This window comes from Gordonia sp. PDNC005 (assembly GCF_016919385.1).
Lineage (GTDB): Bacteria > Actinomycetota > Actinomycetes > Mycobacteriales > Mycobacteriaceae > Gordonia.
The window spans coordinates 1,706,703-1,722,587 of the sequence record NZ_CP070351.1 but is presented as its reverse complement, the minus strand read 5'-3'; the positions used below and the strand labels follow the sequence as shown (position 1 = coordinate 1,722,587).

The 15,885-nt window shown below is 66.2% G+C and carries 13 protein-coding genes; 1 reads left to right on the top strand and 12 read right to left on the bottom strand.

Annotation, left to right across the window (positions count from 1 at the left end; genetic code table 11):
- The 7 genes from prcA to JVX90_RS08145 all read right to left on the bottom strand — a co-directional run bounded on the left by prcA (window position 1) and on the right by JVX90_RS08145 (window position 8,576).
- Window positions 1-714, bottom strand: a complete 714-nt coding sequence (gene prcA / locus JVX90_RS08175) for a proteasome subunit alpha (protein ID WP_205331860.1) — start codon at window positions 712-714, stop codon at window positions 1-3.
- Window positions 711-1,541 carry a proteasome subunit beta gene (gene prcB / locus JVX90_RS08170; protein WP_205331859.1) on the bottom strand — a complete coding sequence of 277 codons (831 nt, stop codon included), beginning with the start codon at window positions 1,539-1,541 and terminating at the stop codon, window positions 711-713. Before prcB ends, prcA begins: the two co-directional genes overlap by 4 nt.
- Complete coding sequence (locus JVX90_RS08165; RefSeq protein WP_008376216.1) at window positions 1,538-1,729, bottom strand: ubiquitin-like protein Pup; 192 nt, start codon at window positions 1,727-1,729, stop codon at window positions 1,538-1,540. Before JVX90_RS08165 ends, prcB begins: the two co-directional genes overlap by 4 nt.
- 78 nt (window positions 1,730-1,807) lie before the next feature.
- On the bottom strand, window positions 1,808-3,313 hold the full coding sequence (gene dop / locus JVX90_RS08160; RefSeq protein WP_205331858.1) for a depupylase/deamidase Dop: 1,506 nt from the start codon (window positions 3,311-3,313) through the stop codon (window positions 1,808-1,810).
- 17 nt (window positions 3,314-3,330) lie between these two features.
- Window positions 3,331-5,931 (bottom strand): FHA domain-containing protein, encoded by a 2,601-nt coding sequence (locus JVX90_RS08155; RefSeq protein ID WP_240194158.1) that lies wholly within the window; start codon window positions 5,929-5,931, stop codon window positions 3,331-3,333.
- 104 nt (window positions 5,932-6,035) lie between these two features.
- Window positions 6,036-7,715: a proteasome ATPase gene (gene arc, locus JVX90_RS08150; RefSeq protein ID WP_205331856.1), complete on the bottom strand. Its 1,680-nt coding sequence runs from the start codon at window positions 7,713-7,715 to the stop codon at window positions 6,036-6,038.
- 30 nt (window positions 7,716-7,745) lie between these two features.
- On the bottom strand, window positions 7,746-8,576 hold the full coding sequence (locus JVX90_RS08145; protein WP_205331855.1) for a tRNA (adenine-N1)-methyltransferase: 831 nt from the start codon (window positions 8,574-8,576) through the stop codon (window positions 7,746-7,748).
- Between the two features lie 64 nt (window positions 8,577-8,640).
- Between JVX90_RS08145 and JVX90_RS08140 the strand changes: the two genes are divergently transcribed.
- Complete coding sequence (locus tag JVX90_RS08140) at window positions 8,641-9,501, top strand: thioesterase family protein (RefSeq protein WP_205331854.1); 861 nt, start codon at window positions 8,641-8,643, stop codon at window positions 9,499-9,501.
- A 20-nt stretch (window positions 9,502-9,521) separates the two neighbouring features.
- On the opposite strand, the gene hisG is transcribed toward JVX90_RS08140, so the two are convergent.
- The 5 genes from hisG to metH all read right to left on the bottom strand — a co-directional run bounded on the left by hisG (window position 9,522) and on the right by metH (window position 15,839).
- The gene (hisG, locus tag JVX90_RS08135) at window positions 9,522-10,370 is read right to left on the bottom strand and encodes an ATP phosphoribosyltransferase (RefSeq protein ID WP_205331853.1); all 849 of its coding nucleotides are present in this window, start codon (window positions 10,368-10,370) and stop codon (window positions 9,522-9,524) included.
- 30 nt (window positions 10,371-10,400) lie between these two features.
- A complete protein-coding gene (locus JVX90_RS08130) occupies window positions 10,401-10,664 on the bottom strand; it encodes a phosphoribosyl-ATP diphosphatase (protein WP_205331852.1) in 264 nt (87 codons plus the stop codon).
- A gap of 135 nt (window positions 10,665-10,799) precedes the next feature.
- Window positions 10,800-11,426, bottom strand: coding sequence for a DUF1345 domain-containing protein (locus JVX90_RS08125; protein WP_240194098.1), 627 nt, complete (start codon window positions 11,424-11,426; stop codon window positions 10,800-10,802).
- Between the two features lie 17 nt (window positions 11,427-11,443).
- On the bottom strand, window positions 11,444-12,115 hold the full coding sequence (locus tag JVX90_RS08120; RefSeq protein WP_240194097.1) for an HAD family phosphatase: 672 nt from the start codon (window positions 12,113-12,115) through the stop codon (window positions 11,444-11,446).
- Between the two features lie 112 nt (window positions 12,116-12,227).
- Window positions 12,228-15,839, bottom strand: a complete 3,612-nt coding sequence (gene metH, locus JVX90_RS08115) for a methionine synthase (RefSeq protein WP_205331851.1) — start codon at window positions 15,837-15,839, stop codon at window positions 12,228-12,230.
- Window positions 15,840-15,885 lie beyond the last annotated feature (46 nt).

Sequence of the window (15,885 nt, the reverse complement as noted above, 5' to 3'; positions counted from 1 at the left end):
TCAGTCCTCTCGAAGCAGTGCAGTCACCCGGTCGTCGGTGAGACGTCGGAACGCTCTCCTCGGTCGGGTGCGGTCGAGGACGGCGGCCTCGATGTCGTCGGCGGTCAATGGCGCCGCCGCCGCGCCCTCGCCGTCGGCGTTCACGGGTGCGAGCGCGAGAGCGGAGACCCGTAACGCTTCGGCGAGGGGCATGTCGGTGCGGTAGGCGTCCTTCATCGCGGCGACAACGGGCTCGGTGGATCCGCCCATCACCAGGAACGACCGTTCGTCGACGATCGAGCCGTCGTAACCGATGCGGTACAGCTGCGAGGGAGTTGCGCTCCCGGCACGAGCGACTTCAGCGACGCACAGTTCGACTTCGAACGGCTTCGCCTGTTCGGTGAAGACCGTGCCGAGAGTGTTCGCATACGCGCTCGCGAGCGATAGTCCGGTCACGTCGGCACGGTCGTACGAGTACCCACGCAGATCCGCCAGCTGGATCCCGGCCTTGCGGAGACTCTCGAACTCGTTGTACTTGCCGACGGCCGCGAACCCGATCCGGTCGTAGATCTCGCTGATCTTGCGCAGGGTGTTGGACGGATTGTGCGCGACGAACAGCACGCCGTCGGCATACGTCACGGCGATCACGCTCCGGCCGCGTGCGATTCCCTTGCGCGCGAGCTCCGAACGGTCGCGCATGATCTGCTCGGCGCTCGCATAGTACGGAAACGTCATGCGTCATCCTCTCGGCTGCGCTGGAACCGTCGGTCGACGACGGCTTGGGCGGCAGTCGCTATCTCCGCCTCGTCCACTGCGAGCGCACCGTCGTCGTCGATGCGAACCGCGGTCGGGAAGATGCGGCGCACGAGGTCGGGTCCACCCGTGGCGGAATCGTCGTCCGCAGCGTCGTAGAGAGCCTCGACTGCCGCGGAGAGCGCCTCGGCGGCCGTGAGGTCCGACCGATACAACTTCTTCAGCGACGAGCGGGCGAACACCGCTCCCGAGCCAATCGCCTCGTAACCGCCGCGCTCCTCATGTCGAGAACCGGCCACGTCGAACGAGAAGATCCGTCCGCGTCGTTGATCGTCGCCGGACGGCTCGTAACCGACGAGTAGCGGAATCGCCGCGAGGCCCTGAAGGGCGGCGCCGAGGTTGCCTCGCACCATCGACGCCAGACGAGACGCCTTGCCGTCGAGAGTGAGTGGAACACCTTCGATCTTCTCGTAGTGTTCGAGTTCAACGGCGAACAGACGCACCATCTCGATGGCGATACCGGCAGTGCCTGCGATGCCCGCCGCCGAGTACTCGTCGGTGACGTACACCTTCTCAACGTCGCGCGTCGCGATCAGATTGCCCATCGTCGCGCGGCGGTCACCCGCCAGGATCACACCGCCGCGATAGGCGATCGCCACGATCGTCGTGCCGTGGGGCACTTGGTCGAGATTGATCGGCGCACCCGTGAGGGACGCGCCGCCCGGCAACTGATCCGGGGCGGTCACCCGCAAGTACTCGGTGAACGACGAGATGTCGTGTGCTGGGCGGCCGCCGCGACCGGCGATCACTGCCCGCCCTTCTGGACGTAGGCCTTCACGAAGTCTTCGGCATTCTCTTCGAGGACGTCGTCGATCTCGTCCAGCAGATCGTCGGTCTCCTCGGTGAGCTTCTCGCGGCGTTCCTGACCGGCGGCTCCGCCACCGATCACATCGTCGTCACCTGCGCCGCCACCGCGGTTGGTCTGCTCCTGCGCCATCTTCGCCTCCTGGAAAGGATCGTCGTGTGATCAACCCTACCGGTGCCGCACCGGGCCGGAGGCCGCGAACCGCCGGTTTCAGCCCGCTGTGAGCTCCTCGACGAGAGCAGCTGCCGACGTCGCGGACTCCAGGAGCTCACCAACGTGCTTTCTGGTGCCGCGCAACGGTTCCGGCATCGGGATACGGACCAGGTTGTCCGACCCGACGTCGAAGATCACCGAGTCCCAGCTCGCGGCCGCGATATCGGCGCCGAATCGCCGGACGGACTCACCGCGGAAGTACGCCCGGGTCGACTCGGGCGGGTTCGCGACCGCGGCCAGCACCTGCTCTTCGGTGACGAGACGCTTCATCGAGCCCCGCGCCACCAGCCGGTTGTAGAGCCCCTTGTCGAGCCGGACGTCCGAGTACTGCAGATCGATGAGCTGTAGGCGCGACGCCGACCAGGAGAGTCCTTCACGCTGGCGGAATCCCTCCAGCAGGCGGAGCTTCGCAGGCCAGTCGAGGACGTCGGCGCATTCCATCGGGTCGCGTTCGAGCTTGTCGAGCACGTCAGCCCAGGTCGCGATCACGTGCGCGGCACGTTCGTCGCTGGAGTTCCGGTCGTTGTGGAACGCCGTCACCCGCGCGAGGTATTCGCGCTGTAGTGCCAGACCGGTCAGTTCACGACCGTCGGCGAGGGCCACCGTCGCTCGCAGCGTCGGATCGTGACTGATCTGGTGCACGGCGTCCACCGGCCAGGCGAGTGCCAAATCGGACAGGTCGACGCCCGCCTCGATCAAGTCGAGGACCAGAGAGGTGGTGCCGACCTTGAGGTACGTCGCGGTCTCGGCGAGGTTCGCGTCGCCGATGATGACGTGCAGACGACGATACTTCTCCGGATCCGCGTGCGGCTCGTCCCGCGTATTGATGATGCCGCGCTTGAGTGTCGTCTCCAGCCCGACTTCCACCTCGATGTAGTCGGCCCGCTGCGACAACTGGTAGCCGGGCTCCTCCCCGCGCTGCCCGATACCGACACGGCCCGAGCCGGTGATCACCTGGCGTGACGCGAAGAACGGCATCAGCCCGGTGATGACGGCTTCGAACGGCGTATCGCGTCGCATGAGGTAGTTCTCGTGAGTGCCGTACGAGGCACCCTTGCCGTCGATGTTGTTCTTGTACAACTGCAGGCGCGGAGCCCCTGGCACGCTGGCGACGAATCGCGCGGCCTCCTCCATGACGCGCTCCCCCGCCTTGTCCCAGATCACAGCGTCGAGCGGATCGGTCACCTCGGGCGCGGAGTACTCCGGGTGCGCGTGGTCGACGTAGAGACGCGCACCGTTGGTGAGGATCATGTTCGCCGCACCGATCTCGTCGGCGTCGATTATCGGCGCGGGGCCCGAATGGCGGCCGAGGTCGAACCCGCGGGCGTCGCGCATCGGCGACTCCTCTTCGTAGTCCCACCTCGTGCGACGGTCACGTCGCGGGACCGACGCCGCCGCCGCATACGCGAGAACCGCCTGCGTCGAGGTCATGATCGGGTTCGCCGAGGGATCTCCGGGAGCCGAGATGCCGTACTCGACCTCCGTGCCGATGATGCGCTCCATGGGGTTCAGCGTAACGGTCAGCGTCGATGCAGTCGCAGGCGCGAGTACACCAGCCCGATGAGCAGCGTAGCCATCAGTGCGAGCACACCGTAGGAGATCAACATGTGCGCGGCCGTCGGCTCCCACAACGGGTACTTCATGCTCTCGGTCTGGGTCGTCTTCACCTGCGCCGCATCAGGATTGATCACCGGGATGTCAACTGCCTGAGCCGCCGCCGTGTATCCCCAATAGGCCGGGAAGACCCACCCCAGCTGAGCTGCGCCGGCCGCAGTGATCGGGAACAGACCGCCGCAGAACACGAGTTGAACCATCACGACGATGACCAACGGCGGCATCGTCTGTTCGTTCGACTTCACCATCGACGAGATCGCGAGGCCGACGAGCGTGCTGACACATGCGAGTGCGGTGATCGCCGCGAACAGCGCCACCGCCGGAGGGAGGAACACTCCGCCTTCCTCCGGAACGCCTTTGAGGGCGAAGCAGATGCCCAGCATGATTGCACTCTGCACGGCGGTGAGAAGGAAGAACACGACGACCTTGGCCAAGAGATAGGCGCCGGGACGCAGGCCGACCGCTCGCTCCCGTTCGAAGATCGGACGTTCGCCGACCAGATCGCGAACAGTCAGGGCGGCACCCATGAAGGCGGCGCCGATCACCAAGACGACAAGAAGTTGAACTGCTTCCACCGAGACCTTCGGCAGTTCACCGGGCCCGGGCAGCCCTACCTCGGCTTTGCCGAAGCCGAGGTCGCCCGGGATCACCTTCGTGAGCAGACCGAGCACGATCGGCAGCAGCAGCAAGAACACCAGATAGCCGCGGTCGGCGAGGATCAAACGGAGCTGTCTGCGGAACACCGTGCTCGCCTGACGTCCACCGGAGGCCTGCGGCACAGTGATCGGCGGGCCGCTCGGTGGCGCTGCAGGCGGCTTCGACGTATGCGGATGTCGCTGCCGGTAGCGCGCCCACGCTGCGTCGGGCTGATCGGCGGTGAACGCGAAGATCTCCGCCCAGTCGGTGGTGCCGAGTTCTGCTCCGACCTCCTTCGGGGCCCCGCAGTAGGCGGTCTTGCCGCCCGGTGCGAGAAGGAGCACCTGGTCGCACAAATTCAAGTACGTGAGCGAGTGAGTGACAACAAGGACCACACGGCCTGCGTCGGCGAGACGGCGCAGTGTCTGCATCACCTGACGGTCGAGCGCGGGGTCGAGTCCCGACGTCGGCTCGTCGAGGATCAGCAGTGACGGGCCGGTCAGGAGTTCCATCGCGACAGACGCACGCTTGCGCTGACCGCCGGAGAGCTTGTCGACCCGGGTGTCCACGTGCTCGGTGAGCTGGAGCTCGCTGAGCACACCGTCGATCACCTGGTCGCGATCGGCCGTGCTCAAGTCGGCGGGCAGGCGTAGTTCAGCCGCGTACCGGAGGGCCTGGCGGAGGGTGAGCTTGCGGTGCAGGACGTCGTCCTGCGGGACCATGCCGATACGGGTGCGGAGCGCCTCGTACTCGGTGTGCACGCCGCGCCCCTCGAACGTGACAAGGCCTACGCTTGGATTTCCGAGTCCGGCGACGATCTTCGAGACCGTCGACTTGCCCGCACCCGACGGACCGATGATGGCCGTCAGCGTGCCCGGCGCGGCGTTGAACGAGATGTCGTTGAGGAGGGTCTTGCCGTCGATGGTGAGACTCACCGAGTCGACCTGGACACCGCCGGCGACCTCGACCTGCGGCCGACCGCGGACGAGTGCCCCGCCGGACATGACGAAGTCGGAGTTGCCGATCGTGACGACGTCGTTCTCGCTCAGCCGGTGAGCCATGACCCGGTGACCGTTGACGAAGGTGCCGTTGACGCTTCCCAGATCTTCGAGGAGCAGCCCCTGCGGACTGGACGAGAGCCGCGCGTGATGCCGCGACGCGAGGACGTCGCTGACCACGATGTCGTTGTCCGGGGTGCGGCCGATCGACTGGACGCCGGACAACGAGATCGTCTCCCGGCCGTTGTTGCGGAGCTCCCCCGGCACCTGGAACACGGCAGAGGCGTTCTGGTGAAGCGCAGCAAGGTGAGGTGCGTTCTGGAGCTCACCGAAACGCGGTGCCGGACGCCAACCCCGCTCGCCCGGCTGGGCCTGGAAAGGAGCCGACTGGGGATACGGGGATGGCCGGGCATGTTGGGATGCCTGGGGATGCTGGCCGCTGAACGGTGCAGAAGCCGGACCGCCGAGAGGCCGGGTCGGCGGCTTCGGCGGAGGGGTCGACGCCTGCGGGGGCTGCTGAGCCCGTTGTGGCCCGGACTGGATCGGTGTGGTCCGCTGCTCCGGAACGAGCGTCTTCGGCGCGGGCGCCTGCGGGGTCAGTTCAAGGGTCGGTCCGGTCTGGCCGTCACCGAGCTGCACACGGGTGCCGGTTCCGACGGTCACGACGTTCTGTCGCACACCGTTCGAGTACATGCCGTTGGTGCTGCCCGCGTCGATGACCTGCCAGCCCTCCGACGCCGACCACTCGACTGACAGGTGCCTGCGCGACACGAGCGGATGGTTGACCACGATCTCGTTGTCGGGCGTCCGACCGAGCGAGGCAGGCGACGTCCGAACGACCTGGGCCTTGCCCTGTCCGACCCGAACTTGCAGCGGAGTGATACCTGGAGTGCTCGTCACCGAATCAGACTAGCCGGTCAATGGCGAGCGCCCCGTTCACCGGAATGACGACGCGGCGTGTCCCGGCCCGGAACGAGTCAGAGGTACTGGCCGGTGTTCGACTCGGTGTCGATAGCGCGACTCGCGCCTGTCCCCTTGCCGGTGACGAGCGTCCGGATGTACACGATCCGCTCGCCCTTCTTGCCCGAGATCCGCGCCCAGTCGTCGGGGTTGGTGGTGTTCGGCAGATCCTCGTTCTCGGCGAACTCGTCGAGGATCGAATCGAGAAGGTGACCGATCCGCAGACCGCGTTGTCCACTGTCCAGGTGCGCTTTGATCGCGTACTTCTTCGCACGGTCGACGATGTTCTGGATCATCGCGCCAGAATTGAAGTCCTTGAAGTACATGATCTCCTTGTCACCGTTGGCATAGGTGACCTCGAGGAACCGGTTGTCGTCGGTCTCCGCGTACATCCGCTCGACAACCCGCTGGATCATCGCGTCGACGCAGGCCTGAGGATCTCCGCCGAACTCGGCGACCTCGTCCGCATGCAGCGGCACGTCAGTCGTCAGGTACTTCGTGAAGATGTCCACGGCAGACTCGGCGTCGGGGCGCTCGATCTTGATCTTCACGTCCAGGCGACCGGGCCGGAGAATAGCGGGGTCGATCATGTCCTCGCGGTTGGACGCGCCGATCACGATCACGTTCTCGAGGCCCTCGACGCCGTCGATCTCACTCAGGAGCTGCGGCACGACGGTCGTCTCGACGTCGGATGAGACACCCGAGCCGCGGGTGCGGAAGATCGAATCCATCTCATCGAAGAAGACGATGACCGGGGTGCCCTCGGACGCCTTCTCGCGGGCGCGTTGGAAGATCAGGCGGATGTGCCGCTCGGTCTCGCCGACGAACTTGTTGAGGAGCTCAGGGCCCTTGATGTTGAGGAAGTAGCTCTTCGCCTCGCTGGAGTCGTCGCCCCGGACTTGAGCGATCTGACGGGCGAGCGAATTGGCGACGGCCTTGGCGATGAGAGTCTTGCCGTTGCCGGGCGGACCGTAGAGCAGCACACCCTTCGGCGGCCGCAGCGAGTACTCGGCGAAGAGATCACTGTGCAGGAACGGGAGCTCCACCGCATCACGGATCTGCTCGATCTGACGCCGGAGACCGCCGATGTCTTCGTAGTCGACGTCGGGGACCTCTTCGAGAACGAGGTCTTCCACCTCGGCCTTGGGGATTCGTTCAAGCGCGTACCCCGCCTTGCCGTCGACGAGCAGCGAGTCGCCGGGGCGCAGTTTGCGTTCGTTCTCACCGCCGTCACCCTGGTGAACCAGGGTGTCGGCCAGCTGCACCACTCGCTCTTCGTCGGTGTGTCCGACGACGAGCGCGCGGCGCCCACCGGCCAGGATCTCGCGGAGTGTGGAGATCTCGCCGACCTCGTCGTACCCGAGTGCTTCGACGACTGTCAGTGCTTCGTTGAGACGCAACGACTGACCGCGTCGGAGAGCCTCGGTGTCGATGTTGGGCGAGACGGTGAGACGCATCTTGCGGCCCGAGGTGAAGACGTCGACGGTGTCGCCGTCGGTCACCCCGAGGAGGACGCCGTAGCCACTCGGCGGCTGACCGAGATTGTCCACCTCTTCGCGAAGGGCGATCAATTGCTGACGCGCCTCCTTGAGGAGTTCGGTCAGCTTCGTGTTCCGGGTGGTGAGCTTCTCGATCCGCTCCTGCGGACTGTCTCCACTCGCACCGGACTCCGCGCCTGACTGCACAGTCGGGGTCATCGGGCCTCCTTCATCGCTACGCCTTCCACGCTACCCGCGTGTCGGACGGCGCTGCACCCGCAGGGTTTCGGTGCCGTCGGCGAGTCGTCGCGCGGTGATCAGGAATGCCGTGTGTCCCTGCATACGGTGTTCCGGCCGCACCGCCAGACCGACGGCGCTCCAATCGCGGACGAACGACTCCCACGCGCGGGGTTCGGTCCAGCACTGGAGTTCACGCAGACCCTCCATCACCTTGGAGAGCTGGGTGACCGTCGCGACGTACACGGTCAGAACGCCTCCGGGCTTGAGTGCCTTCGACACGAGCTCAAGGTGCTCCCACGGCGCCAGCATGTCGAGGATGACTCGGTCGAACTGATCGGCAGGATCATGGTTGGCGAGATCGTCGATGATCAGTTTCCAGTTGTCCGGGGCCCCACCCCAGAACGTCTCGACGTTCCGCACCGCGTGTTCGGCGTGATCGTCGCGCACCTCGTACGACGTGACCGAGCCCTTCGGTCCCACGGCGCGGAGCAGCGACAGGGTCAGCGACCCCGACCCTGCGCCCGCTTCGAGGACCCTCGCACCCGGGAAGATGTCTCCCTCGGCGACGATCTGAGCGGTGTCCTTCGGGTAGATGACCTGCGCGCCGCGCGGCATCGACAGAATGTAGTCGGTCAGCAGCGGCCGCAGCGCGAGGTACTCGGTGCCGTTGGCCGACTTCACCATCGAACCCTCGTCGGCGCCGATCAAGTCGTTGTGCTCGATCCCGCCGCGGTGTGTGTGAAACTGCTTGTCGGGTTCCAAGACCACCGTGAACTTGCGTCCCTTGGAGTCGGTGAGCTGAACGCGGTCGCCTTCGGCGAACGGGCCGGTGGTCGGCATCGGTGGCTGATTCCTAACGGGTCGAGAGCAGGGCACGAACTGCTATCAGCATAGAGTGACGCCCATGGCAGATCGTGAATCGACGGCGACGAGCTATTACGTGCCGCTGTCGGCGCCCGCCGGCGCCGACCCCGAGTTCGAGTACTTCCAGCCCACGGAGGCGACGATCAGCGTCTGGTCGGCTGATCTGCAGCACGGTGGCCCGCCCGCCGGACTGATGATGCGGTCGATGACTCGCGCCGTCGATGACGACGGCCAGCAGTTCAGTCGCGTGACCACGGAGATCCTGGGAGCTATGGGGCTCGGCGTGAACCGCGTCAAGGCCTGGGTCTCGCGCCCGGGCCGCCGTATCTCGCAGGTCACCGCCGAGCTCGAAGTGCAACTGCCCGACGGCGAGTACCGACTCGCGGGCCGGACCGTCGCCTGGCGAATACTGGCGACAGACTCGTCCGCTGCCGCGCACAGTCCCGTCGAACCTCTCACCGCCACACCGGACGAACTGCCTCAGGTGGTCGGCTTCCCGGACGACGGCGACGCTCCCGTCCCGTGGGGTCGCATCGGGTTCATCGGCACCGCGGTCACAGCCCGACAAGAGGGCCGCAACGGGCAGACACCCGCCACGTGGATCAAATCGATGCTGCCCCTCGTCGAGGGTGAGGTGTCGACGAACCTGGTCGCCGTCTTCACCGTCCTCGACGTCGCGAACGGTGTCGGAACCCGCCTTGACCCGACTCAGTGGTCGTGGATGAACATGGACACGACCGTCCACCTCGTCGGGCAGCCCACCAGTCCGTGGCTCGGCATCGACTCCGACCTCGCAGTCGGCCGCGGCGGTTACGGCGCCAGTTTCGCCGACCTCTACGACGTCACAGGTTTCCTCGGGCGATCGGCCCAGACCGACATGATCGTCGACGTTAGCGGCTGACGATCATCAGCCGCCGAGCGTCAGAACCGGCAGGACCGAATGTCGGAAGCGAGGATGGCGCGCACGCCGAGCTCCGACAGATCGTCCATCAACGACTGGTGCGACCTGCGCGGAACCATCGCGCGGACCGCGAGCCACTCCGGGTCGAGCATCGGCGACACCGTGGGCGATTCGAGTCCGGGCGTCATCGCGACGGCGGCGTCGAGCAGCGGCTTCGGGCAGTCGTAGTCGATCATCACGTACTGCTGGCCGAACACGACGCCCTGCACGCGCGCGATGAACTGCTTGGCCGCCTTCGACGGCTCCGCCGACTCCGGGTTCCGGATGAGGACCGCTTCGGAGTCGCAGAGCGATTCGCCGAATGCGGCGAGGTCGTGGAGGCGCAGGGTTCGTCCTGAACCCACCACGTCGGCGATGGCGTCGGCGACTCCGAGCTGAATGGAGATCTCAACGGCGCCGTCGAGACGGATGATCTCGGCGTCGATGCCGCGGGTGGCGAGGTCCCGGCGCACCAGGTTCGGGTACGACGTCGCGATCCGCTTTCCTGCGAGGTCGTCGACGGTCCACGTCTGGTCGCTCGGAGCCGCGTACCGGAAGGTCGACGAACCGAAACCCAGCGCGACTTCTTCGATCACCTCGGCGCCGGAGTCGGCAGCCAGGTCGCGACCGGTGATCCCGAGGTCGAGTGTGCCCGCGCCGACGTAGATCGCGACATCCTTCGGGCGCAGGAAGTAGAACTCGACGTCGTTGTTGACGTCGATGACGGACAAGTCCTTCGGGTCGGACCGCTTGCGGTAACCCGCCTCGGAGAGGATCGTGGCGGCGGCTTCGGAGAGCGCGCCTTTGTTGGGGACTGCAACACGCAACATGAGGGTGTTCCTAGAGGTAGCTGGGTCGGCTCAGAGGTACTTGTACACGTCGGCCGGGGTCAAGCCGCGTTTGATCATCATCACCTGGAGCCAGTAGACGAGCTGCGAGATCTCTTCGGAGAGCGAGTCGTCGGACTCATGCTCGGCCGCCAGCCACACTTCGCCGGCCTCTTCGATGATCTTCTTGCCGAGGGTATGGATCCCCGAGTCCAGTGCGGCGACCGTGCCGCTGCCTTCGGGGCGGGACTGGGCCTTGTCTGCCAGCTCAGCGAAGAGTTCGTCGAAGGTTTTCACGTCCCGTATTTTCGCACGCCGCGCGTGACGACGCCCGGTCGGGTTGTCACGTGCTGCGGTGACGCGCCCCCTGAAGAAGTTCGACGGGTCGGCACACGAGGGATCGCCGCCGGTCTTCGGCGCTGCTGGCCCCGCTCAGCCGACGAGATTCATCACCAGGTTGATGGTGCACGCGATGATGACCGTCCCGTACACGTAGCTGACCAGGCAGTGCTTGAGGCTGACGGCCCGGAACGCCGTGTCGGTGATCGATGTGTCAGACACCTGGTACGTCATCCCGAGGTTGAAGGAGAAGTAGAAGAAGTCGACGTAGCGCGGCGGATCATCGGAGTTGAAATCGATGCCGCCGACTCCGCCCTGGTAGTACATGCGGGCGTACTTCTCCGTGTACAGCATGTGCAGCATTCCCCAGGCGGCGACGACCGCCACCACCGCGATGCTCGCGTACACGACTTCGTCGGGCCCGTTCGCCGCGAGCAGGAGCACCCCGACCGTCGCCAGGGTCGCGGCCAGCACCGAGAGAACGGCGATGTCGCCGATCTCCTCGTCTTCGGACGCTTGGGTCGCGTGGTCTCGCGTGGCGGCGGCACTAGCAGGCCAGCGCAGGCTGATCGACCACACGAGATAGACGACCGCGCTGACCAGGAGCACCGACAGCGCGGCGAGCGCCCACCGGTGCGCGGCGAACCCGATGACCGCACCCACCGCGATGCCGACCGCCAGTCCGGAGAGGTACCGCGTCGTACCCGTCGCCTCGCGCACCGATGGCCCCGTGTCGATCAGCGGAGGGCCGCGGCGAGGTCGTCGACGGTAAGGCCGACGAGGGTGTCGCGGAATGTGTACGTGGCCCGAGGCGGGACTGCGATGGCGGACGGCACGATGATCGCCCGAACGCCTGCGGCGAACGTCGCGGCCGCACCGGTCGGTGAGTCTTCCACGGCGAGGCAACGGCTCACCGGCAGGCCGACCAGTTCGGCGGCTCTGCGATAGATGTGCGGTTCGGGCTTACCCGCCTCCACCTCGTCGCCGCAGACCGTCGCGACGAAACGCTCCCGGCCGATCGTGTCGAGCAGGACGTCGGTGACCTCCCGCATCGTGTTCGTGACCAACACCATCGGGATCTCGGCAGCCGCGATCATGTCGAGTGCATCGACGGCCCCCGGTCGCCACGGCGTCCCCGACGCGAAGAGATCGATGACGCGCTGCACCATCCAGGCCTCGTCGGCTTCGAAGTCGCGGCCGGACTCGGGTACGAGTGCCGCGTCGTACACCTTGGTCATCGCGTCGGGTGAACTGTTGCCCATCGTCGAATCCCGCAATGACTGCGTCATCTCAGTACCCACCTTGTCTGCGAACTCGACGAGGACTCGCTCCCACAGTGGTTCGGTGTCGAGCAGCGTGCCGTCCATGTCCCAGAAGACAGCTCCCGGTTGGCCTGCGTCCTCGATCACGTGTGGTCCTCCTGTAGGTGGGGGCGAATGACGTTCCACGCTCCACCCTAGGTGCTTCCGCACACTTCCTGCATGACGACCGGATTCCGTCCCGATCGGTTCCGGGTCGACTCTAAGTGTTGAAGTACTTCGCTTCCGGGTGATGGAGCACAAACGCGTCGGTCGACTGTTCGGGATGCAGCTGGAGTTCCTCCGAGAGTTCCACGCCGATGCGCTCCGGCTGGAGGAGATCGACCATCTTCGCACGGTCCTCGAGGTTCGGGCATGCGCCGTAGCCGAACGAGTAGCGTGCACCGCGATACTCGAGGTCGAAGAACCCCTGCGGCCTGTCCGGGTCGCCGTCGGCCATCGAACCGCCGTCGAACGTCAGTTCGCTCCGCACTCGCTGGTGCCAGTACTCGGCGAGCGCCTCGGTCAGTTGCACGCCGATACCGTGCACCTCGAGGTAGTCGCGGTACTCGTCGCCGGCGAACAGCTTGTTCGCGAAGTCGGCGATCGGCTGGCCCATGGTCACGAGCTGGAACGGCAGAACGTCGACACGGCCGGCGGCGATCGCGTCCTCGCGGGAGCGGATGAAGTCCGCGATGCACAGGAAGCGAGTCCGCTGCTGCCGGGGGAACTCGAAACTGTGCACGACCGGTGACGACGGATCGGGCGACTCGAGAACGTGCACCACATCGCCCTCGCTGACGGCCGGGAAGTATCCGTACACGACGGCCGCGTGGGCGAGGATCCCTTCGGTGGCCAGGCGCGAGATCCATTCGCGCAGGCGCGGTCGCCCCTCGGTCTCGACGAGTTCCTCGTAGTCGGGACCGGAGTCGCCCCGTGTGCCGCGCAGTCCCCACTGACCGAGGAACAACGCGCGCTCGTCGAGCAACGTCAAATACTCGGCGACCGGGATGCCCTTGACGATCCGGGTGCCCCAGAACGGCGGCTCCGGGATCTCGTTGTCCACGGCGACATCCGACCGTGCAGGTATCTCGACGGGAACCTCAGCCGCCTTGCGCTTCGCGGCGATCCGTTGCGACCGCTCCCGACGCGCCTTGCGTTCGGCGACCTTCGCCGCGGCCGCCTTGGCCTCCGGGCTGTCCGGATCGGGTCCCTCCCCGCGCTTGATCGCCATGATCTCGTCCATCAGGGTCAGGCCCTCGAACGCGTCACGGGCGTAGCGCACGTCGCCCTCGTAGATGTCAGCCAGATCACCCTCGACATACGTGCGGGTCAACGCCGCGCCGCCGAGGAGAACGGGGAACTCGCTCTTGCCGCGCGAGTTCATCTCCTCGAGGTTCTCCTTCATCACGACCGTCGACTTCACCAACAGCCCCGACATACCGATGACGTCGGCACGCTGATCCTCCGCGACCGACAGAATCGTGGCGATGGGCTGCTTGATGCCGATGTTGACGACGTCGTAGCCGTTGTTCGACAGGATGATGTCGACCAGGTTCTTGCCGATGTCGTGGACGTCGCCCTTCACGGTGGCGAGCACGATCCGGCCCTTGCCGTCCTCGTCCGAGGCCTCCATGAATTGCTCGAGGTGGGCGACAGCGGCCTTCATCACCTCGGCGGACTGCAGGACGAACGGCAGCTGCATCTGACCGGAGCCGAACAGCTCGCCGACGGTCTTCATACCGGAGAGCAGGGTGTCGTTGATGATCGACAGCGGCGGCACCGTCTCACGGGCCTCGTCGAGGTCGTCGATGAGGCCGTTGCGCTCCCCGTCGACGATGCGGCGTTCCAGCCGCTCGAAGAGCGGCATCTTCGCGAGCTCAGCGGCCCGCGACTCGCGGGCCGACGCCGCCGACACGCCCTCGAACAACTCCATGAGCTTCTGGAGAGGGTCGTAGCCCTTGTCGTCGGGTCCGTCGGTCCCCTGCTCACGTCTGCGGTTGTAGACGAGGTCGAGCGCGGTCTCCCGCTGCTCGTCCGGGATCCGAGCCATGGGCAGGATCTTGGAAGCGTGCACGATGGCCGTGTCGAGTCCCACCTGCACGCACTCGTGCAGGAACACCGAGTTGAGCACCTGGCGGGCCGCCGCATTGAGTCCGAACGAGATGTTCGAGATGCCGAGCGTGAAGTGGATGGTGGGGTGAGCCTGCTTGAGACGGCGGATCGCCTCGATCGTCTCGATGCCGTCGCGCCGGACCTCCTCCTGGCCCGTGGAGATGGGGAACGTGAGGGCGTCGATGATGATGTCCTCTTCGGCGAGGCCCCAGTTCTCGGTGATGTCCGTGATGAGCCGCTCGGCGATGGCGACCTTGTGGTCGGCGGTTCGGGCCTGGCCCTCCTCGTCGATCGTCAGCGCGACCACCGCGGCCCCGTGCTCCACCGCGTGCCGCATGATGCGCGCAAAACGCGAGTCCGGGCCGTCGCCGTCCTCGTAGTTGACCGAGTTCACGGCGCATCGACCGCCCAGATGTTCCAGACCTGCCCGGATGACATCCGGTTCAGTGGAGTCGATCATGATCGGCAACGTCGACGCGGTGGCGAAGCGCGACGCGAGTTCGGTCATGTCCGCGGCGCCGTCCCGGCCCACGTAGTCGATGTTGAGATCGAGCATGTGTGCGCCGTCGCGTGTCTGGTCCTTCGCGATCTCCAGGCACTTCTGGTAGTCGCCTGCGAGCATCGCCTCGCGGAACGCCTTGGAACCGTTCGAGTTGGTCCGTTCGGCGATCACCAGGAAGCTCGCGTCCTGATCGAACGGCACAGCGGTGTACAGGGACGACGTCTCCGACACGTGCTCCGGGGTGCGGCCCTTGGGCTCCACGCCTGCGACCGCCGCGGCAACCTGGCGAATGTGCTCGGGGGTGCTTCCACAGCAACCGCCGACGAACCGCAGACCGTAGTCGCGCACGAACCCGGCGAGCGCTTCGGCCATCTCGGGCGCGGTGAGCGGATATTCGGCGCCGTTTGCTCCGAGGACCGGGAGCCCGGCGTTCGGCATCACCGACACCGGCACTCGCGCATGCTTCGACAGGTAACGCAGGTGCTCGCTCATCTCGGCGGGGCCGGTGGCGCAGTTGAGGCCGATGACGTCGACGCCGAGCGGCTCGATCGCCGCGAGCGCGGCACCGATCTCGGATCCGACAAGCATCGTTCCGGTGGTCTCGACGGTGATGTGCGCGATGATGGGGAGATGGCGGCCCATCTCGTCCATCGCACGACGCGCCGCGATGACGGCCGCCTTGAGCTGCAGCAGATCCTGGGACGTCTCGATCAGGATGCCGTCGGCACCGCCTTCGAGCATGCCGAGCACACACTCCTGGTACGCGTCGCGGATCACTGCGAACGTGGTGTGGCCAAGACTGGGGAGTTTTGTGCCGGGCCCGATGGAGCCCAGGACGTAGCGGTCGGTCCCGTCGGCCGACGGGCCCATCTCATCGGCGACTCCGCGAGCGATCGATGTCCCCTTGTAGGCGAGTTCGCGGATGCGGTCGGCGATGTCGTAGTCGCCGAGGTTCGACAGGTTGCAGCCGAAGGTGTTCGTCTCGACGACGTCGGCCCCGGCTTCGAAGTAGCTGCGGTGGATGCCGGCGAGGACGTCCGGGCGAGTGTCGTTGAGGATCTCGTTGCAACCCTCGAGCCCGAGGAAGTCGCCGTCGACCGTGAGGTCGGCGGCCTGAAGCATCGTGCCCATGGCCCCGTCACCGATCAGTACACGACGCGACATCGCCTGAAGCAATGTCGAGTCGTACGAATCCTGGCGCGAAACGGAGTATGGCATCCCTCCAGCGTAGTTCGCCGTCGAACGCGGTCCGCCGTAGGCTCTT